18 protein-coding genes are annotated in these 19955 nt (G+C 70.9%); 4 read left to right on the top strand and 14 right to left on the bottom strand.

The window, feature by feature from the left end:
* Positions 1-5: 5 nt before the first annotated feature.
* The 13 genes from ACPW96_RS13250 to ACPW96_RS13190 form a co-directional block, all read right to left on the bottom strand.
* A complete protein-coding gene (locus tag ACPW96_RS13250; protein WP_425821399.1) occupies positions 6-977 on the bottom strand; it encodes an NAD(P)/FAD-dependent oxidoreductase in 972 nt (323 codons plus the stop codon).
* Entirely contained in the window at positions 970-1296 is a 327-nt protein-coding gene (gene fdxA / locus ACPW96_RS13245) for a ferredoxin (RefSeq protein WP_425883625.1), read from the bottom strand. The genes ACPW96_RS13250 and fdxA overlap by 8 nt, the downstream gene beginning before the upstream one ends.
* On the bottom strand, positions 1293-2735 hold the full coding sequence (locus tag ACPW96_RS13240) for an FAD-dependent oxidoreductase (protein ID WP_425883623.1): 1443 nt from the start codon (positions 2733-2735) through the stop codon (positions 1293-1295). Before ACPW96_RS13240 ends, fdxA begins: the two co-directional genes overlap by 4 nt.
* Positions 2732-3526: a uroporphyrinogen-III C-methyltransferase gene (gene cobA, locus ACPW96_RS13235; RefSeq protein WP_425821393.1), complete on the bottom strand. Its 795-nt coding sequence runs from the start codon at positions 3524-3526 to the stop codon at positions 2732-2734. Before cobA ends, ACPW96_RS13240 begins: the two co-directional genes overlap by 4 nt.
* Positions 3523-4494 (bottom strand): ABC transporter permease, encoded by a 972-nt coding sequence (locus tag ACPW96_RS13230; RefSeq protein WP_425883621.1) that lies wholly within the window; start codon positions 4492-4494, stop codon positions 3523-3525. The genes cobA and ACPW96_RS13230 overlap by 4 nt, the downstream gene beginning before the upstream one ends.
* On the bottom strand, positions 4484-5350 hold the full coding sequence (locus tag ACPW96_RS13225) for an ABC transporter ATP-binding protein (RefSeq protein WP_425821389.1): 867 nt from the start codon (positions 5348-5350) through the stop codon (positions 4484-4486). The genes ACPW96_RS13230 and ACPW96_RS13225 overlap by 11 nt, the downstream gene beginning before the upstream one ends.
* A 2-nt stretch (positions 5351-5352) precedes the next feature.
* Positions 5353-6429, bottom strand: a complete 1077-nt coding sequence (locus ACPW96_RS13220) for an ABC transporter substrate-binding protein (RefSeq protein WP_425883620.1) — start codon at positions 6427-6429, stop codon at positions 5353-5355.
* Positions 6430-6521: 92 nt separating this feature from the next.
* Positions 6522-7934, bottom strand: coding sequence for a sulfate adenylyltransferase subunit 1 (locus ACPW96_RS13215; protein ID WP_425883618.1), 1413 nt, complete (start codon positions 7932-7934; stop codon positions 6522-6524).
* On the bottom strand, positions 7934-8947 hold the full coding sequence (gene cysD, locus ACPW96_RS13210) for a sulfate adenylyltransferase subunit CysD (RefSeq protein ID WP_425883616.1): 1014 nt from the start codon (positions 8945-8947) through the stop codon (positions 7934-7936). The genes ACPW96_RS13215 and cysD overlap by 1 nt, the downstream gene beginning before the upstream one ends.
* Positions 8944-9687, bottom strand: a complete 744-nt coding sequence (locus tag ACPW96_RS13205) for a phosphoadenylyl-sulfate reductase (RefSeq protein WP_425821381.1) — start codon at positions 9685-9687, stop codon at positions 8944-8946. Before ACPW96_RS13205 ends, cysD begins: the two co-directional genes overlap by 4 nt.
* Positions 9684-11432, bottom strand: coding sequence for a nitrite/sulfite reductase (locus ACPW96_RS13200; RefSeq protein ID WP_425883834.1), 1749 nt, complete (start codon positions 11430-11432; stop codon positions 9684-9686). Before ACPW96_RS13200 ends, ACPW96_RS13205 begins: the two co-directional genes overlap by 4 nt.
* Positions 11433-11939: 507 nt before the next feature.
* Complete coding sequence (locus ACPW96_RS13195; protein ID WP_425821379.1) at positions 11940-12656, bottom strand: sirohydrochlorin chelatase; 717 nt, start codon at positions 12654-12656, stop codon at positions 11940-11942.
* Positions 12657-12904: 248 nt separating this feature from the next.
* Positions 12905-13615 carry a hypothetical protein gene (locus ACPW96_RS13190; protein WP_425883615.1) on the bottom strand — a complete coding sequence of 237 codons (711 nt, stop codon included), beginning with the start codon at positions 13613-13615 and terminating at the stop codon, positions 12905-12907.
* Positions 13616-14244: 629 nt separating this feature from the next.
* Between ACPW96_RS13190 and ACPW96_RS13185 the strand changes: the two genes are divergently transcribed.
* Positions 14245-14592 (top strand): MarR family winged helix-turn-helix transcriptional regulator, encoded by a 348-nt coding sequence (locus ACPW96_RS13185; protein ID WP_425883613.1) that lies wholly within the window; start codon positions 14245-14247, stop codon positions 14590-14592.
* A gap of 75 nt (positions 14593-14667) precedes the next feature.
* Here the strand turns inward: ACPW96_RS13185 and ACPW96_RS13180 are convergent, their stop codons facing one another.
* Positions 14668-16104 (bottom strand): MFS transporter, encoded by a 1437-nt coding sequence (locus tag ACPW96_RS13180; RefSeq protein WP_425883612.1) that lies wholly within the window; start codon positions 16102-16104, stop codon positions 14668-14670.
* A 289-nt stretch (positions 16105-16393) separates the two neighbouring features.
* Here ACPW96_RS13180 and ACPW96_RS13175 point away from each other — a divergent pair, with 289 nt between their 5' ends.
* The 3 genes from ACPW96_RS13175 to ACPW96_RS13165 are packed head-to-tail and all read left to right on the top strand — an operon-like array spanning position 16394 to position 19834.
* Positions 16394-18091, top strand: coding sequence for a LamG-like jellyroll fold domain-containing protein (locus ACPW96_RS13175; RefSeq protein ID WP_425821371.1), 1698 nt, complete (start codon positions 16394-16396; stop codon positions 18089-18091).
* Positions 18092-18142: 51 nt separating this feature from the next.
* Positions 18143-18634 (top strand): cation:proton antiporter regulatory subunit, encoded by a 492-nt coding sequence (locus ACPW96_RS13170; RefSeq protein WP_425821369.1) that lies wholly within the window; start codon positions 18143-18145, stop codon positions 18632-18634.
* Between the two features lie 6 nt (positions 18635-18640).
* Positions 18641-19834 carry a cation:proton antiporter gene (locus tag ACPW96_RS13165; protein ID WP_425821367.1) on the top strand — a complete coding sequence of 398 codons (1194 nt, stop codon included), beginning with the start codon at positions 18641-18643 and terminating at the stop codon, positions 19832-19834.
* Positions 19835-19955 lie beyond the last annotated feature (121 nt).

Genomic DNA, 19955 nt, shown 5'->3' with positions numbered 1-19955 from the left:
TCCGGTCAGTGCGCCGTGGTGACTCCGAGAAGGTCATGGGTGAGCACCGCCGCGACACGCGCGCCGGCGCCCGCAGCGACGATCAGCTGCTGGGGTCCGGGCGTCGCAGCATCGCCTGCCGCGTAGAGCCCCGGGATGCTGGTACGGCCGGACCCGTCGGTGACGAGGTTGCCGTCGGCGTCGATCGTCGGGTCGAGCCCGGCGAGGAACTCCAGCGCGGGATGCCACTGCGGGCGAACGAAGCCACCGCCGATCTGAACCCGTGCGCCGTCGACGAGTCGAACGGCGGTGACCGCGCCGCGGTCGCCTTCGAGCTCCTCGATGAGGCGGCGGTCGACACGGATGCCTCGCGCCGCGAGCCCGGACTCCTCTTCCTCGTCGATCACCGGTGCGCCGTGGGTGAACACGGTGAGGTCGTCGGTCCAGCGGGCTATCAGCAGGGCGCGCTCCGCGAGGTCGGCGCTTTCGCCGATCAGGGCGAGGGGGCGATCCCGAAGCTCCCAGCCGTCGCACGCCGCGCAGCTGAACAGCGTCATACCGTAGAACGCACGAAGGCTCGGGATCGCGGGGAGCGTCTCGCGCAGGCCGGTGGCGACGAGCACCGAGCGCGCCGTGACGGTGGACGGGACGCCCCGGCCGCGGCTCTCGAGCGCCCCGCGGAAGCGCATGCCTTCTCCGGCATCCGGCGCATCCGGCTCGACCAGCTCAAGGGCCGAAACGAGCGCGCGCTCGATCACCCGCACCTCCGGATAGGCCTCGAGTTCGGCGCGGGCAAGCTTGCGCAGCTCGAGCGGCGAGATGCCGTCGCGGGTCAGGAAGCCGTGCGAGCGCAGGGTCGCCGAGTTTCGCGGGCGGCCGGCATCCACGACCAGCACGCTCTCGCGGGCCCGCCCGAGATTCAGCGCGGCCGAGAGCCCTGCCGGCCCCCCGCCGATCACGAGCGCGTCGACGGCCACGGTGGCCGTCTGCTCAGCCATGTGAGTCCTGCGGGGGGAGGGCATGGATGACCGGGTGGTCCTTGTGGATGACGCCGACCTTGGCGGCACCGCCCGGGGACCCGATGTCGTCGAAGAACTCGACGTTGGCCTTGTAGTAGTCCGACCACTCCTCGGGGAGATCGTCCTCGTAGTAGATCGCCTCGACGGGGCAGACCGGTTCGCAGGCGCCGCAGTCCACGCACTCATCCGGGTGGATGTACAGCGATCGATTGCCCTCGTAGATGCAGTCCACCGGGCACTCGTCGATGCACGCCCGGTCCTTCACATCGACGCAGGGCAGCGCGATGACGTACGTCACGAGTCGACGAGCGCGCCGGAGCGCGAGATCTCGACCTGCTCGTCGCGCGACACGACCTTGATGCGCTCGCGTGCGACCGGCACCTCGAACCCGTCGGAGGAGAACGCCTCGCCGAGCCCGCGCTCGTGCGCGTCCAGGGCGAGCCAGCCCTCCCACGTGGTGAACGGCACGCCGCGCTCCTGGAGCAGCTCGAGCACGTCGGCGCCGGCATCCTCCACCGGCCGCGGAAGTATGCCTGCCTGAGCATCCGCGAGCAGGTGCGTGACCGTCTCGAGTGCGTCGCCCTTCGTATGGCCGATGAGGCCTACGGGTCCGCGCTTGATCCAGCCGGTCGCATACACGCCCGGCAGGGGCGTCCCGTGCTCGTCGACGACCCGGCCCTCGACGTTGGGGATGACCGCTGCCACCTCATCGAACGGCACGCCGGGCAGCGGCGAGCTGGCGTAGCCCACCGCCCGATAGACGGCCTGCACGGGGTAGTCCACGAACACCCCGGTCCCGACGACCGAACCGTCTCCGGCTGGACGCGTGCGTTCGAACCGCACCGACTCGACGCGCCCGTCGCCCGTGATCTCGACCGGGCCGTGCAGGAAGTGCAGGTGCAGCCGCCGGGATGCCGTGGGCACCCAGTCCGCCGGCTTTCGCCAGCCGTTCAGCGTGCGCGTCATGACCTTGACCTGGTTGCTGCTCGCGTGCAGCGCCTCGGCGTGCGGGTCGCCGGCCGCGGCCTCGAAGTCTTCGTCGTAGACGACGATGTCGACATCCGGCACCTCGCCGAGCTCGCGCAGCTCGATCGGCGTGAACTTCACGTGCCCGGGGCCGCGTCGTCCGAAGACGTGCACGTCGGTGACGGGCGAGGCGGCGAGGCCTTCGTAGACGTTCTCGGGGATGTCGGTCGAGAGCAGGTCCTTCGGGTGCTTGGCCAGCACACGCGCGACGTCGAGGGCCACGTTGCCGTTGCCGATCACCGCGATCGACTCGGCCTCGAGCGGCCACTCGCGCGGCACGTCCGGGTGCCCGTCGTACCAGGCCACGAAGTCCGCCGAGCCGAAGGAGCCGGGCAGCTCGACACCGGGCACGTTCAGGGGCGCATCGCGCAAGGCGCCGGTCGCGAAGATCACGGCGTCGTAGCGCTCGCGGAGCTCGGCCACCTCGATGTCGCGGCCGATCTCGACGTTGCCGATGAGGCGCACGTCGCCGGAGTCGAGCATCTCGTGCAGGGAGTTGACGATGCCCTTGATGCGCGGGTGATCGGGCGCGACGCCGTAGCGGATGAGCCCGTACGGCGCCGGCAGGGACTCGAACAGGTCGATGGAGAGCTCGAGCTCGGCGCCCACCTCTTGGCCGAGGGCGGCGACCTGCCGACGGAGGATGTTGCCCGCGTAGATGCCGGCGGGGCCGGCTCCGACGATCGCGACGCGGAGGTTCTGAAGGGTCATTGCCGGATGGCCTTTCGGGAAGGTGCCCCGAGGAGCGTCTCGTCGGTGGCGGGTGCGGGGCGAGCGTCGGCGATCGCCTGGGGGGCATAGGGGCTGAGGGTGACGACGTCTCCGACGACGATCACGGCGGGCGAGCGGATGCCGCGGGCGGCGGCCTGCGCGGCGATCGTGTCGAGGGTGCCCACGGTCACGCGCTGGCGCGCGCCGTAGCCGTCCTCGATGATCGCGACCGGGCACTCGGCGCCGCGGTCGCCGGAGGCCAGCACGTGCGCTGAGTGCGCGAGAGTGCCGACGCCCATGAGCAGCACGACCGTGTGGTCGCGTCCGCCGCCGAGCGAGACGATCTGGTCGTGGCCCGTGACGACGGTGAAGGTCGTGGCGAGCCCGCGGTGGGTGAGCGGGATGCCGGCGATCGCGGGCACCGAGATGGCGCTCGTGACACCCGGGACCACCTCGACATCCACCCCCGCCTCGCGGCAGAACTCGACCTCTTCGCCGCCGCGGCCGAAGACGAACGGATCGCCGCCCTTCAGTCGCACGACGCGCTTGCCGTCGCGGGCAAGCGTGACGAGCAGGGCGTTGATCGCGTCCTGAGGCACGGCGTGGTGGCCGGGGAGCTTGCCGACGTCGACGATCTCGGCATCCAGCTGCAGCTCGTCGAGCACCGCGCGGGCACCGAGCCGGTCCGCGACGACGACGTCCGCCGCCTCGAGGGCACGGAGGCCCCGCACGGTGAGCAGGCCGGGGTCACCCGGTCCCGCGCCGACCAGGGTCACACGCCCGGCGCTCACTTCGCGCCCCCCGAGAGGAGAAGCCCGCGCCCGCGCAGCATGCGGCGCTCGAGCGGCCCGAAGAAGACCAGCTCGATCAGGATGCCGATGGCGAGGATCAGGAGGATGGTGCCGAGAACTCCGGCCAGGTCCGCGAGTTCGCGCGATTGCTGAAGCATCGATCCGAGGCCGAAGCCGATCGTGCCGCCCATCGCGATGATCTCGGCCGCCATGAGGGAGCGCCACGAGAACGCCCAGCCCTGCTTGAGCCCCGCGACGTACCCGGGGAGCGCAGCCGGCAGGATCACCATGGTGGCGAGCTGTGTTCGGCTGGCTCCCAGCACCGTGCCGACGCGGCGCAGCTGGGGCGGGACCTGCTCGACGCCGGAGATGAGCCCGTTCACGATCGACGGGATCGCGCCCATCAGGATCACGAAGTACACCGTGGCGTCACTGAGGCCGAACCAGATGATGGCGGCGGGCACCCACGCGACGGAGGGGAGCACCTGCAGGCCCGAGATGATCGGGCCCATGGCGCGGCGCAGCGGCTTGACCTCGGCGAGCAGCAGGCCGAGCGGCGTGCCGACCGCGATCGCGATCAGGAAGCCGATCACCCCGCGCTCGAGGCTGGTCGCCACCGCCTGCTGAAGGCGCCCCGACTCCCACGCGTCGCCGAGGGCCGCGACGACGTCGAGGGGACTCGGCACGATATCGGGTCGCGGCTGGGCGATCACGACATAGAGCTGCCAGACCGCGAGCAGTGCCAGAACGAAGAGGATCGGAGGCAGCACGCTCGTGACGAAGACCCGCCAGCGGCTCGTCGGCCGCTCGGGATCGGTCTGCAGGCGGTCGAGTCCCGCTTCGAGGCTGCGGAATTCGTCCCGGTGCGACGGGCGTGCCAGGACGGCATCCTCGCCGGCGATCCCATCCGCGACCACGGCGGCCCGTCCGAGCACGTCCCGGTGGTTCAGGGCGGTGTCATGCGGCATTTCGGCGGATCTCCTTCCGCAGCTTGTCGGTGATCTCCACCGCGAGGGCGGCGACCTCGGGCGACTCGATGCGCCGTCCGGTCGTGCGGGCGATGCGCCACTCCTCCGAGACCCGGCCTGGGCGGCTGGAGAGCAGCACGACGCGCTCACCGAGCCGCGCCGCCTCGCGGACGTTGTGGGTGACGAAGACGATCGTGCGTCCGGTCGCCCGCCAGACGCGCTCCAGCTCTTCGTGCAGCAGGTCGCGGGTGATGGCGTCGAGCGCCGCGAACGGCTCGTCCATGAGCAGCACGGGGCGGTCCTGCGCGAGCGCGCGAGCGAGCGCCACCCGCTGCCGCATGCCGCCCGACAGCTCGTGCGGCCTCTTCCCCGCGGCATCCGCGAGGTTGACGGTGTCCAGCAGCACCAGCGCCTTCTCCCGGCGCTCCCTGCGCGGTACCCCGCGCAGCCGGAGGGCCAGCTCGACGTTGCCGCGTGCGCTCAGCCACGGCATGAGGGCCGACTCCTGGAACATGACCGCCGAGCCCTCGCCCGGGGTGTCGATGTGGCCGGTCGTGGGCTTGTCGAGGCCCGCGATCAGGTTGAGCAGCGTGGACTTGCCGCACCCGGATGCGCCGATCAGGCACACGAACTCGCCGGGGGCGATGTCGAGGTCGATCCCGTCGAGCACGAGGGGTCCGGTGCCGAAGCGCTTGCCGACCCCCTCGATGCGCACGGCGGGCTCGGCCGGCGGCGCGGCCGGCCGGACCGGCGCGCTCTCGTCGAAGCTCGGGCCGAGCAGGTTCGGCGGCCGCACCGCCGGCACCGCCGCGGGGGCGTGCCCGGGGGCGCCGGTCGGCGCGGACGGGGTCGTCATGGTCAGTCCTCGCCGAGTCCGGCCGCCGAGACGGTGTCGTTGCCGGCCGACTCGAGGATGCCGTTGAGCAGCCGCAGGTCGAAGAGGCCGTCGATCGATCCGTCCTTCTGCGTCCCGGCGGACAGTCCGTTCGCCACCAGGGTCTCGAAGGTGTCGGCGTGCGGGTCGACCGAGAAGGTGACGTGCTCGAGGGCCCGGGCGATGACGGCGTCGGCGAGCGGCTTGCCCGTCTCGGCCTCGATGGCGCCGTTGATCACGCCGCCGGCCTCGTCGGGGTTGTCGGCGATCCACTGCACGGCGGCGACATGGCCATCCAGCAGGTTTTCGACGACGTCGGGGTGCTCATCGAGGAACTCCGCGCGCACGAGCAGCACGGTGGTCGGGAACTCCCCGTCCTCCCACAGCTCGGCCTCGTCGATCAGCACGTGCGCACCGGCCTCGTCGATCAGCCGCGACACCCACGGCTCGGGGAGCCAGGCGCCGTCGATCGTGCCCTGCTGGAAGAGGGTGAGCGTCTGCGCGTTCTCGGTCGGCGTGATGCTGACATCGCCGCCGCCCGAGGTGTCGGTCTCGAAGCCCTCGTCGGCGAGCCACGTGCGCAGCGACACGTCCTGCGTGTTGCCCAGCTGCGGCGACGCGAGCGTCGTGCCCTCGAGGTCGGCCGGGTCGTCGATCCCTTCGCGCACGACGAGGGCCGCGCCGCCGGTGGCTGCGCCGGCGATGATGTGCGCGGACTCCCCACCGGACTGGATGAAGGTGTTGATCGATGGGTTGGGCCCGATGTAGGTGGCGTCGATCGCTCCGGCCGAGAGTGCCTCGATGGCCGCCGGTCCCGCGTTGAAGACCTGCGTCGTCACCTCGACGTCGCCGAGCGCGTCTTCGAAGAGGCCCTCCGCGAGCCCGACGAGGGCGGGCGCGTGGGTGACGTTCGCGAAGTAGCCGAGCCGCACTTCGTCGACGGATGCGCCGGCCTCGGCCGAGGCATCCGGTGAGCTGGCGGCAGCGGAGGCGCAGCCGGCCATCATGGCTGCTACGAGTCCCAGGGTTGTGAGTGTCGTCGCGGTGCGCAGTTTGTTCACGGTGTCGCCTCCTTCAGTCGGCATTTCGGCGGATGCAGCGGGTTCTGCGGGTGCAGAGTGCTGCGGTCGGTCGGTCGTGGGTGATCCGGGGATCAGTCGTGCGTGATCGCGGCAGCCAGTGTCTGGCCGTCGGCGGGGTGGATGACGAGAAACGAGCCGGCGTGCCTGTTCTCGCCGTACGGCTCGAGGGGCAGGTCGGCCGAGAGGCGCAGGCGCGCCCGGCCGATGTCGTTCGCGCGCAGGGAGTCCGCCGGCGTGTGCGCCAGGGTGTCGAGATCGCGCTTGGACTCCACCGAGGCGACGATCGCCTGCACCGTCGCGGTGCCGTGCTTCACGAGCACACGGGCGCCGGGATTCAGCGGCCGGGGGTCGAGCCAGAACAGCTCGGCGTCGACATCCCGGCGGGCCACCGGCAGGGTGTCCGCGGCGGCGATGACGGCGCCGCGGGCGACGTCGATGTCGTCGGCCAGCCGCAGGGCGACCGACTGGGGCGCGACGGCCTCTTCGGGGCTCGCGCCGGCCTGGTCGATGCCCGTGACGGTCGTCTCGATTCCGGCGGGGAACACCGTGACCCGGTCTCCCACGCGCACACGGCCGGAGCCGATGCGGCCGGCCACGGCGCGGTAGTCGCGGTAGGCCTCCGCGGCGGCGTCGTCTCCCGCCAGCTCCGGAGACAGCCCGCCTTGCGGGCGCAGCACGAGCTGCACGGGTAGGCGGAACGGATCGAAGTCGGTGTCGAGCTCGTCCTGCGACGGCAGGGACTCCAGCAGCTCCAGCAGCGCTGGGCCGCCGTACCAGGGGGTCCGGGCGGAGCGGTCGACGATGTTGTCCCCCTCGAGCGCCGAGACCGGGAGCACATGCACATCGCCGATGCCGAGCTCGGCCGTGACCCGGCGCACGTCTGCGGCGACATCCGCGAATCGTTCCTGCTCGAAGCCGAGCAGGTCTATCTTGTTCACGGCCACGATCACGTGCGGCACCCGCAGCAGCGCGACGACGGAGAGGTGCCGACGGGTCTGTTCGAGCACCCCCTTGCGACCGTCGATGAGCACGATCACCGCATCGGCGGTGGTTGCGCCGGTGACCATGTTGCGGGTGTACTGCACGTGGCCGGGGCAGTCGGCGAGGATGAAGCTGCGCGCGCCAGTGGAGAAGTAGCGGTACGCGACGTCGATCGTGATGCCCTGCTCGCGCTCGGCGCGGAGGCCGTCGGTCAGGAGCGCGAAGTCGAATCCGGTGCCGGCGCCGAATCCGCGCTCGGCGGAGGTGCGGGCGACCGACTCGAGCTGATCCGCGAGGATCGCCTTGGAGTCGTGCAGCAGGCGCCCCACGAGCGTGGACTTGCCGTCATCGACCGATCCCGCGGTCGCGAAGCGGAAGAGGGTGCCGGATGTCGGTCCCTGAGCCTGTCGAAGGGTCGACGCCTCGACCGGTTCGTGAGCCTGTCGAACCGTCGACGACGCCTCGACAGGCTCGGCGACCGGTTGGGGTCGAAGGGTCGTCATCAGAAGTACCCGTCCTTCTTGCGGTCTTCCATGGCCGCCTCCGAGATCCGATCGTCGGCGCGGGTCGCCCCGCGCTCGGTCAGCGTGGACTGGGCGACCTCGCGCACGACGGCGGAGACATCCGCGGCATCCGATTCCACCGCGCCCGTGCAGCTCATGTCGCCGACCGTGCGATACCGGACGCTGCGCAGCTCGACGGATTCGCCCGCCCTCGGCTCGGATACCTCGCCCACCGCGCGCCACATGCCGTCGCGGCGGAAGACCGGCCGCTCGTGCGCGAAGTACAGCGGCGGCAGCGGAATGCGCTCGCGTTCGATGTAGCTCCAGACGTCGAGCTCGGTCCAGTTCGAGATCGGGAAGGCGCGCACGTGCTGACCGGGGGTGTGCCGGCCGTTGTAGAGGCTCCAGAGCTCGGGGCGCTGGTTGCGGGGATCCCACTGGCCGAACTCGTCGCGCAGCGAGATGATGCGCTCCTTCGCGCGGGCTTTGTCCTCGTCGCGGCGCGCGCCACCGAAGACGGCGTCGTGCCGGCCCGCGGCGATGGCGTCGAGCAGCGGAAGCGTCTGCAGCGGATTGCGCGTGCCATCGGGGCGCTCGAGCAGCCGTCCGTCGTCGATGTAGTCCTGCACACGGGCGACTTCCAGACGGATGCCGAGGCGCTCGACGGTCGCGTCCCGGAACGCCAGCACCTCGGGGAAGTTGTGGCCCGTGTCGACGTGCAGCACCGGGAAGGGCACCTTGCCGGGCCAGAAGGCCTTCGCTGCGAGGTGCAGCACGACGACGGAGTCCTTGCCGCCGGAGAACAGCAGCACAGGGCGCTCGAACTCGGCGACGACCTCACGGATGATGTGGATCGCCTCGGACTCGAGCACGTCGAGGGCGTCGAGGCGGGCCGGGCGGCGGGCGGGCGCGGTCGCTGAGCGCCCTTCCCCGGTCGCTGAGCGAGCGGAGCGAGACGAAGCGTCAGGAACCGCGAAGCGGGACGAGACGTCGGTGGTTTCCGAGACACTCATACGTGCAACCCGCATTCCGTCTTCGAGAGGCCGGCCCAGCGGCCGGATCGGGGGTCTTCGCCGGCGGCCACCGGCTTGGTGCACGGCTCGCAGCCGATGGACGGGTAGCCGTTGCTCACGAGGAGGTTGACGGGCACCTGGTGCTCGCCGGCGTAGTCGAGCAGGTCATCGAATGTCCACGCGGCGACCGGGTTGATCTTCACGAGGCCGTTGCGCTCATCCCACTGCACGAGCGGGGTGTTCGCGCGCGTCGGCGCCTCCTCGCGGCGTACGCCCGTGAACCACACCTCGTAGCCACCGAGGGCACCCTGCAGAGGCGCAACCTTGCGGCGCGCACAGCACAGGGCGGGGTCGCGCGAGAACAGCGCGGCGCCGAACTCGGCATCCTGCTCGGCGACCGTCTGCTCGGGCAGCACGTCCACGATCCGCACGTCGAGCACCCGCCCGACCTCGTCACGCGTGAACCGGGTCTCGGCGAAGTGGTAGCCGGTGTCGAGGAAGAGCACGTCGACTCCCGGGAGCTGCTCGGCGACGAGGTGCGGCAGCGCCGCATCCGCCATCGAGCAGGCCACGGCCGCGGCATCCGCCCCGAAGTTGCGTGCCACCCAGGCGACGACCTCCGCGGGCGATGCCTCGTCCGCCGCGCCGCTGCGAAGCTCGGCAGCGCCGGCCTCGGCGAGCGCCTTCAGCTCCTCGGCGGGCCGCTTGATCGTCGCGCGCGGCGCGAGCGAGACGGTCATGACAGGGCCTCCTCGTCGGCCCGGTGCGCCCACTGGGCGAACGTCTCGTCGGATGCCGCGTCGCGGTCGGTGAGGAAGCGCCGCACGACCCGGTCGACGTAGTCGGCGATGCCGTCGGCCGCGACCTTCAGGCCGCGGACGGTGCGGCCGAGGCCGGCCTCGTCGCGGTCGGCGTTCACGAGCCCGCCGCCGAGGTGCACCTGGTAGCCCGGCACCTGCTCGCCGTCGATGGTGACGAGCTGGCCCTTCAGTCCGATGTCGGCCGTCTGGATACGCGCGCACGAATTGGGGCATCCGTTCACGTGCAGGCTGATCGGATGCGGCAGCTCGAACTGCTCGAGACGCCGTTCGAGGTCAAGGACCGCCGCGGTCGCGTACGCCTTGGTCTCGACGATGGCGAGCTTGCAGAACTCGATGCCGGTGCACGCGATGGTGCCGCGGCGGATCAGGCTCGGACGGGCCGAAAGCCCGAGCTCGTCGAGCCCCGCGATGAGCGACTCCACCCGATCCTCCGGAATGTCGAGGATCACGAACTTCTGGTGCGGCGTCGTGCGGAGGCGGGTCGAGCCGTGAGCCTCGACCAGGTCGGCCAGCTTCGCGAGGATCGGTCCCGAGACGCGGCCCACGATCGGCGTCACTCCCACGTAGAAGCGCCCGTCCTTCTGGCGGTGGACGCCGACGTGGTCGCCCTGCGTCTTCGGCTTCGGGGCGGCGGGGCCGTCGGGCAGTGCGTAGCCGAGGTACTCGTCCTGCAGCACCTGGCGGAACTTCTCGGTGCCCCACTCCGCGAGCAGGAACTTGAGGCGCGCCTTGTTGCGCAGGCGCCGGTAGCCGTAGTCGCGGAAGATCTGCGCGACCCCGTGCCAGGCATCCGCCACCCGATCGGGCGCCACGAAAGCGCCGAGGCGCTCACCGAGGCGCGGGGTGGCCGAGAGGCCGCCGCCGACCCACAGGTCGTACCCGATGCCGAGTTCGGGATGCTCGACGGCGACGAAGGCGACGTCGTTGATCTCGTGCACGACGTCCTGGCTGGGGTGGCCGGTGATCGCCGACTTGAACTTCCGGGGGAGATTGGCAAGCGATGCGTCCCCGATGAACCGTGAGGTGATCTCGTCGATCTGCGGCGTCGGGTCGAGGAGCTCGTCGGCCGCGATGCCGGCGACGGGCGACCCCAGCACGACCCGGGGCACGTCGCCGCAGGCCTCCGTGGTGCCGAGGCCGACGGCCTCCAGGCGACGCCAGATCTCGGGCATGGACTGGACCTCGACCCAGTGCAGCTGGATGTTCTGCCGGTCGGTGAGGTCGGCGGTGCCACGGCCGAACTCGGTGGAGATGCCGGCGATGACACGCACCTGCTCGGTCGTCAGCTGGCCGCCGTCGATCCGCACGCGCAGCATGAAGAACTCGTCCTCGAGCTCGTGCGGCTCCAGCGTCGCCGTCCGTCCGCCGTCGATCCCCGGCTTGCGCTGGGTGTAGAGCCCCCAGACGCGGAATCGGCCGTGGAGGTCGGTCGGGTCGATCGACGCGAAGCCGCCCTTCGAGTAGATGTTCTCGATCCGCTCGCGCACGGCGAGGCCGTTGTCGACCTGCTTCCACTCCTCGTTGCCGTTCAGGGGTGCCGTGCCGTCGATCTTCCACTGGCCGTTGGGCCGTGTGGACGGGCGGGGCGGGCGGGCTGTGCCGGCAGCGCGGGCGGCGCGCGCGGGTGCGGCCGGTGCCCCCGTTTCGTCCAGCGTCTCGTGCAGCGCCACGGCGCTCCCTCCGGTTCTCGGTGCTCGTGCGTCCTTCCCGCCTGAGCGGGCACGGCGATACCACGCCGATTGTGCGACGCTAAGCGACGGCTCCGGCGGTCGGTAATTCCGGGTCACGAAGCGTTGCAGAGCGCCACACAGCGTCACATTGCTTGACGTCTGAGGCGCCTGCGGTATGGCCGGCGTGCCGGGGTGAAGCGCTGCGGGGACTGGGTGCGGCGGTCGCCGGGGTCGAGCGGGCGGGGATGGCGGGCCGCGCGCAGGCTCGTCCGGCTGGATGGGGCGGTTTTCGGCTCTGGGGCAGTACATCAGCCCCACCGAGCCTGAGTCCGGCACGCGATCCCCGGGCACGTCGCGGTGGGCGGCCGTTGGATCGCGTCGGACGGCGCCGGATGTCCTGGGGCCAGGCACCGGATGTCCTGGGGCCAGGCATCGGATGTCCGGGGTCAGGCGTCGGATGTCCGGGGTCAGGCACCGGGTGTCCGGGCGTAAGGCGACGGGTCAGGCCCCGGACGCCGCGGCGTAGCGGTCGAGCACGATCTGGACGAGCGGCCGGGGGACGGGCTGCCCGGCGATCAGGAGCGGCGGCGTGACGACATCCGCGCCGGCCTTCTCGATCAGGTCCTGGAAGAAGCCCTGCGCGAGCAGGTAGCTGACCGCGACGATGCGGGCTTCGGGATGCGCCGTCCGTGCCTCCGCGATGGCGTCGGGAAGACGGGGAGCGGCGGCCGAGAGGAACCCGATGCGCACCTCGCGGCCGAGCACGGCGGAGAAGCGCTCGGCCGTCGCGTGGCAATCGCGGACGGCGCGCGCGTCGCTCGAGCCGGCTACCGCCAGCACCAGCACGTCGTCGTCGTGCACCCCGGCCTCTCGGCACCGACTGCGCATCACGTCGATCAGCCGGTCGTCAGGGCCGAGCGCGCCCGCGAGGGTGACGGGCCGGTCCCTCGTGGCGTGGACGGCGTCGGTCAGATCGACGTGCACGTGGTACCCGGCGGAGAGCAGCAGCGGAACGATCACGGCCGGCTCGCCCGGATCGAGGGCGCCGAGCGTCGCGGCGACGTCGGGCTGCTCGACGTCGACGTGCCCGAGCAGCACCGTCGGCCCGTCGGACACAGCCGCCGCAACGGCGTCGTGCAGCGCGCGCACTGCCGCGCGGCCCAGCTCGGACGAGGTTCCGTGCGAGATCGCCACGAGGGCGGGGGCGCGCGCGGTCATGTCCCCAATGCTGACACATCCCCGCAGGTCGATCCGGTCGTTGAGCCTGCTGAGGGGTCGTGCCCGGTCCGGTCGCCGAGCCTGGCAGGCGTCGCCCGGGTGCCGGGCGCACGAGGTGGCGCCGAGCGCACAGCTTCCGGACGCACGGAACCCGTGCGCTCGGCGGGAAGCCGTGCGCACGGGTTGCATGGTTGGCGAGGGTCTCTGCCGTCGGGGCTGCGGGCCCGGGGACGCCCGCCGCTTGAGAGTTATACCTCAGTGGTCGGGGTCGCGGGGATTCCGCCCTCGGACCCGCGGTCATGCGAGTGACCGCGCCCGGACTCCTTCTCACCGTGCGCGAACTCGGGGTCCCACTGGCCGCAGCCGTGGCCGTGTCCGTGGTGCGGGTGACCGTGGTGACGATCGTGGCCGTGGTGGTGACCATGGTGCGGATGGTGGCGCTCGCGGTCATCCGAGCCGTGCTCGCCGCCGTGGGATCCAGGGCCGACGCCGTGGCCATGGCTCGGACCGAAACCGGGGCCGAACCCGCGTCCGAAGCGTCGGGGGTCGCGACCCCAGCCGAAACCGGGTCCGAAGCCGCGTCGGCGACCGCGGCGCCGGCCGAAGTCGTCGTCGCCTTCCCCGAGTTCGGCGGCGATCGCCTCGAGGGTCGCGAGCGTCGTCGCGAAGTCGTCCGGTGACACGGCGCCGGCGACGCGGGCACGGAACTCCGAGACCTTCGCCGCGAGGCGCTCGAAGGCCATCCGGCCCTCGTCGGTCAGGGTCCAGGAACCGGGCGAGCCGTCGACCCACCCGCGGTCGACGAACGCGCGCAGTCGGCGCCCGCCACGCTGGAGCCGCGCCGCCACGGGGCCGCGATCGACGGTGCCGGCGATCGCGTTCAGGATCATCCAGTCGCGGCGGTCGAGGCCATCGGCCTCGAACAGGGCGCGGAATTCGCGGGTGAGGCGGGCGTCCACGACGCGCAGCCAGTAGCCGAGCGGTCGCCGGTCGGGACCGCGGCCTTCGGCGCGGCCGCGAGCGGTCGCCGGTCGGGACCGCGGCCTTCGGCGCGGCCGTCGCTCGCAGAATCCGGCGCGGTGCCGCCGCCGGCGTTGTCGGGGCCACCGGCGCTCTTTATCGACGCGTCCTCTTCGGACGCGTCCACCTCAGACCCGCTCTCCTCGGACGGGTTCTCTGGCGCGCCCTCTTCAGGTGCGTTCTCTTCGTTCTTGTTCTCTTCAGGCGTGTTCATGGTGAAGTCCTTTCGGGGGCACCCTCGCTGCTCGCGCGGTGCCGATTCGTCTGCATGTCATTGTGCATGCATATGTAGTGTGACATGCAATGGAGGTGCATGTCAAGGGGCATGTACTCTGGGCGAGTGAGCGAAGCGGATGACGCGGCCAGAGTGGCGGAGCGGATTGCGGCGGCTCTCGCCCAGCTCCGAGGCCCTCGCCCCCCGCGCGGCGCCGGGTTCGGCCCGGGCCCGGGCGATTTCCGTGGGTGGGGTCCGCACGGCGGACACATGGGCGGACCGCACTCGCACGACCCGGCGTCGCACCCGCGCGGTCACGGCCATGGCGGTCCATGGCGCGGGGATATGGGACCGATGGGCCGGTTCGCCGCGCGCTTTCGGCTGCTCGAGGCGCTGGCCTCGGCATCCGCCCCTCTGTCCGTCAGCGAGATCGCCGACCGCATCGGCGTCGACCAGCCGCGCGCCAGCCGGCTCGTGCAGGCGACCGTCGAGGCGGGTCACGCCCGCCGTCAGGCGGACGAGAACGACGCGCGCCGCACGAACATCCTGATCACAGACGAGGGGCGCGCACTGATCGCGCAGGCCCGCGGCGCGCGCGTGGGCGCCGTCGAGGCTGCGCTCGCCGGGTTCACGCCCGAGGAGCGCGCCCAGCTCGCCGCCCTGCTGGCACGCCTGGCGCAGGCGTGGCCCCGAGACCAGTAGCCGGTCACCGGCACCGGCGCCGGCACCGGCACCGGTGTCGGCTCAGCCCTTCGGCGGCGAATTCTCGCGCCCGGCTCAGTTCTTCACTCGAACGTGCTTGGGCAGCTTGACGAACAGCAGGAGGACCAATCCGATGGCCAGGACGATGACGATTCCCAGGATGCCGAAGTGCGTCGCCCCGAAGACGCCGATGAAGACCGCCCACAGCAGGGGCGAGAGGAAGCTCATCACGCGGCCCGTCGTCGCGTAGAGGCCGAAGACCTCGCCCTGCATGTTGCGGGGGGTCACGCGCGCGAGCAGGGAGCGGCTGGAGGCCTGGGCCGGGCCGACGGCGGCGGAGAGGATGATCCCGCCGATCCAGAACACCGCCTTCCCCTGCTCGCGGAAGACGAATACGAACAGCGCGCTGAGGATCAGGATCGAGAGGGCCGTGATGATCACCGCGCGGGCGCCGAAGCGGTCATCCAGGCGACCGGCGACGATCGTCGAGATTCCCGCGACCAGGTTCAAGGCGATGCCGAAGAGGATGACCTCGTTCGCGGAGAACCCGAACGACACCGCCGCCAGCACGCCGCCGAAGGCGAACACCCCGGCGAGGCCGTCGCGATACACGGCGCTGGCGATGAGGAACCAGAACGTCGGGCGGTGGTCGCGGAAGAGAGCCACGATGTCGTGGACGAGCACCGCGTAGCTGCGGAAGAAGCCCACCCTCGGCCGGTCGGCGCTCGCGGGCGCCTCTGGAACGTTGAAGACGAACGGCAGCGCGAACACGATGGTCCACACCGCCGCGCCGACCGCGATCAGGCGATAGGCGAGGCCGTCGGAGACGTCGAGTCCGAACCAGCTCACCGCGTTGAGGGCGACCACGAGAACGAGGGCGAGGATGCCGCCGATGTAGCCCAGCCCCCATCCCAGGCCGCTCACGCGTCCGATGGTGCGCGGCGTGGAGACCTCGACGAGCATCGCGTTGTAGTTGACGCCCGCGATCTCGGAGGCCACAGAGCCGAGGGCCACGAGAATCGCGCCCAGCCAGAAGAACAACGGCTCCGCGTAGACGAAGAAGAGCGCGAACTGCACGAGCGCGAGGGCGATCGTGCCGCCGAGCACCCAGCGCTTCTTGTTGCCCCGCGCATCCGCCCGCTGTCCCAGCACCGGGGCGAGCAGCAGGACCAGGATGCCGGCGGCGAACGCCACCCATCCGTACCACTCGGCGAGGTCGGACAGACCCTGGCAGTATCCGGTCGCCGCATCCGCGGTGCGCGAGCAGACGAGACTGTCGTCCGCGTTCTCTGCGGCGACGTCGGCCGGCAGGAAACTGTCGGAGATGAGGTAGAGCGACACGAAGACGAAAGTGAGGATGACGGAGTTGAACGGCTGCGTCGCCCAGTCCCACATCGCCCACGAGACGACTCGCTTGCGCGGCACCGGCGTGTCATCCAACGCCTCGCCCTGCAGGGCGGCGCTGTTCAGCACCGGTTCGGGACGGGAACCAGGCGAGGCGGGGGAGCTCATGTCGGTCACGCTAGGGTCCTTCGGTGAACGGCGGATGGCGCCGTGCCGCGCGTCGCCGCACTGCGATGCAGGGCCAGGCTACAACCGCGCGGCCGTACAGCCGCGGCCGCCCGTGCTCCGCTCCGCTCTCGCGGCTGCGGTCGGTCTCGCCCACCTCAGATCCGGGTATCGAGCCGCCACCGCATCGTCAAAAGTACGTAGAATCGCCCTGACGGCGATGTGCGTCCGCCACCGTCGTCAGGCACCATCTTCCCCGCAGCATCCGGATCGCTCGAAAGGTGCCCCACCGATGGACCACTCTCATTCCTCTCCGTCGTTTGCGCAGTTCACTCGTCGCGACGCTCTGATCGTCGGCGCGTACTCCACCGCCCTCGCCGTCGGCGGATTGGTGGCCGGACCCGCATCCCCTGCAAGGGCCGCCGTCAGTCCGCGGCTGCCCGGCGAAATCGGCCGGCTGAACAATCAGGTGAGCCGCCACGCCGGCACGGTGTTCGATCACATCCGAGTGGTCATCGGGGGTGACAACGCGAGACTGTTCATCCCGCACGGGATCGTGCCCGGCTCGCAGAACGTGCCGGTGCTCTGGCTCTATCACGGTGCCCAGAGCAGTGACGATGCGCTCGCCGGCGGCTTCAAGAGCATGGGCGAGCGCGCCGTCGATTCGGGGATGCTCGTCATCTGCCAGAACCTCGGCGGCACGCTGTACACGCATCCTGTCGCGAAGCAGCACCAGGTGAACGGATGGGACTATCTCTCCGGGCTGTACGACATCGACAGCAACTTCTTCCGCGGGACTTCGCACGGCGGCGCGATGGCGGCGGAAGTGCTCGCCACGCGCCTCATTCCCAAGGTCGTCGGCTCGTACATCGTGAACGGCGTGTACGACATCGAGAAGATGTACCTGAGCGGGACCGCGCAGGCGAAGTACAGCGTGGGTGCCGCGTTCGGGAACAACCTCAGCCTGATCCGGGCGAACAATCCGGCCCGGCACGCAGGGCCGGCCTGGGCCGGAACGCGAATGCGGGTCGTGTATTCGACACCAGACTCCTCGGACACCACGACGCCGCCTCCCATCCACGCGAAGGCGCTCCTGGCCACCGCGGGCCCGTACGCCACGGAGGCATCGGCTCGCACCCACACCCTCGGTCACGAGACGCCCGGTTTCACAGACGGTGACAATCAGGTGACCCTCGAACGGTGGATGCAGGAGATCGCCGAACCGGAGCCGCCGTCGGGGCCGAAACTCGTCGCCGGCTGGGACTTCGCCGAGGCGGCCCCGCCGTTCGCTTCCTCCGTGGCCGGGGCTGCCGCGCTCGCGCAGGGCGCGAACTCGGCGGCTCGCAGGGTGAGCACCCCGTTCGGGTGGGGGGTGGAGTTCAACGGTTCGACGGACTACCTCCGCGTCGCTCGCGACCGGATCGGGCCACTCAACATCGGCGCGACCACGGGTGCCGTGACGATCGCGGCGTGGGTGCTCAGCACTGACACGAACAACGCGATGATCGCCGGATGCTGGCAGGAGGCGTCGACAGGTGGCGAGCGCGCCTACGGGCTGTTCAACGACCTGCCCACGTTCGGGGGAGACGATCGCGTGTGCATGCACGTGTCGGCGACGGGGGGCGCGACTCCGGGCTACACGAGTTCGAAGGACGTCGCTGTCGACCCGCGCAAGATCACGCGCGGTGTCTGGCAGTTCCACGCCGGCACGTACGACGGCGCCCAGGCCGTCGCCTATCTGAACGGCACGGCCGAGCCGTTCCCCAGCTACACCGACAGCACCGGGGCGACGTACGCCAAGAACCCCTATGCCTACGCCGACGGGATCAACCCGGCCCCCATCGACTTCCTGGTGGGAGCCGGCCTGCGCAGCGGGGCTCCGCTGAATCTGCATAAGGGGGTCATCGCCAAGCTGCGCGTCTGGAACGGGGCGCTCACTGCGCAGGCGGTACGCGCGCTCTACGACGCCGAAAAAGCCGCTCTCGGCTGAGCCGGTGCCACCGCGCTCCGCCGCGGCGATCTCCGGTGCCATGATGGACGCATGCCAGTCCACGTCGAGCGCACCGCACTGCCGGGCATCGGCATCCGTCACGACATCGTGACGGATGAGGGGCGCCGGCTGTCGGTCCTCAACATGCGGGATGGGGGGCGTGAACTCGCCCTCGCCGACGAGGACGACCCGGACCGGGCGAGCGAGACAATCGCCCTGACGGACGACGAGGCGACCGCGCTGTCCGAGGTCCTCGGCGGGTCGCTGATCCTCACCCAGCTCGCCGGCCTGCGGGAGCAGGTCGCGGGGCTCTCCATCGAGCAGATCCCCCTGCGGGCCGACTCGCCGTACGTCGGTCGCCCACTGGGTGACACGAAGGCCCGCACGCGCACGCGATGCTCCATCGTCGCGATCGTGCGGGAAACAGAGGTCCTCCCGGCGCCGGGACCGGCCGACGTCCTGCAGAGCGGCGACACCATCGTCGCGGTGGGCACTCGCGACGGCCTGGACCACCTGGTTCGCATCATCGCAGGAAGCGGCTGACCCGAGATGGACCACGGCGCGCTCGTCCTCATCGAGATCGGCGCGCTCATTCTCGGGATCGGACTCCTCAGCCGGCTCGCATCCCGCCTCGGCATCTCGCCGATCCCCCTGATCCTGCTCGGTGGCCTGGCGTTCGGTGAGGGCGGGCTGCTCCCCTTCTCGCAGGGCGAGGAGTTCATCGAGATCGGCGCAGAGATCGGCGTCATCCTGCTCCTTCTGATGCTCGGGCTGGAGTACACCGCGCAGGAGCTGGTCGGCAACCTGAAGGGTTCGCGGACGGCCGGCCTGATCGACATGCTGCTGAACGCCGTACCAGGCGCGCTGATCGCTTTGCTGCTGGGCTGGGGACCGGTCGCGGCCGTGGCGATGGCCGGCATCACGTGGGTGTCCTCCTCTGGCGTCGTCGCCAAGGTGCTGCAGGATCTCGGGCGCCTGACGAACCGTGAGACGCCGGTCGTGCTCTCGCTCCTCGTCATCGAGGACTTCGCCATGGCGTTCTATCTCCCGGTGCTGACGGCGCTGCTCATCGGAACGGGCCTGATCGCCGGCACGGTGTCGGTGGTGATAGCCCTCCTGTCGGTGCTCCTCATCCTCTACATCGCGCTCCGGCACGGCCGGCTCGTGTCGAGGCTCGTCTGGTCGCGAGAGGCGGATGTGCTGCTGCTGTCCGTACTCGGGCTCGGACTGCTGGTCTCGGGGCTCGCCGCCGGAGCGAACGTCTCTTCCGCGGTGGGCGCCTTCCTGGTGGGCATCGCGATCTCGGGACCCGCCGCCAAGCACGCGCAGCGCGTGCTCACACCGCTCCGCGATCTCTTCGCCGCCGTCTTCTTCCTCTTCGTAGGACTCTCCACCGACACGGGAGACCTCGTCCCGATGCTCGTCCCGGCCGTGCTGCTCGCCATCGTCACGATGGGCACGAAGCTGCTGACCGGCTATGTCGCCGCCCGTCGTGCGGGTATCGCCGAGCCCGGTCGCTGGCGCGCCGGATTCGCGCTCATGCCCCGTGGGGAGTTCTCGATCGTGATCGCCGGGATCGCGGTCGCATCCGGTGTCGACAGCTCACTGGCCGCACTTGCGACGGCCTACGTCCTCATCACGATGATCGCCGGCCCGCTCCTTGCCCGCATCCCCGACTCGCGCCGGTTCAAGGCCGCGACCAAGCGAATCGAGGCGAATCGCCGCGCGCGACTGGCGGCCTGACGCGGGACTCTCTTGCCCACGCTGACCACATCGGTCCCGCCTCCCGGTCTCCGTTTGCACTGCCCCTGGTGCGAGCCGTAGAGTGCCGCGTACGATCACGGGCGAATGCCAGTGCAAGCTC

It is taken from the genome of Micromonospora sp. DT81.3 (genome assembly GCF_049847225.1).
Taxonomy (GTDB): Bacteria; Actinomycetota; Actinomycetes; order Actinomycetales; family Microbacteriaceae; genus Microbacterium.
Note: the sequence above shows the minus strand (reverse complement) of the source record. Positions and strands in the feature narration are given on the sequence as shown.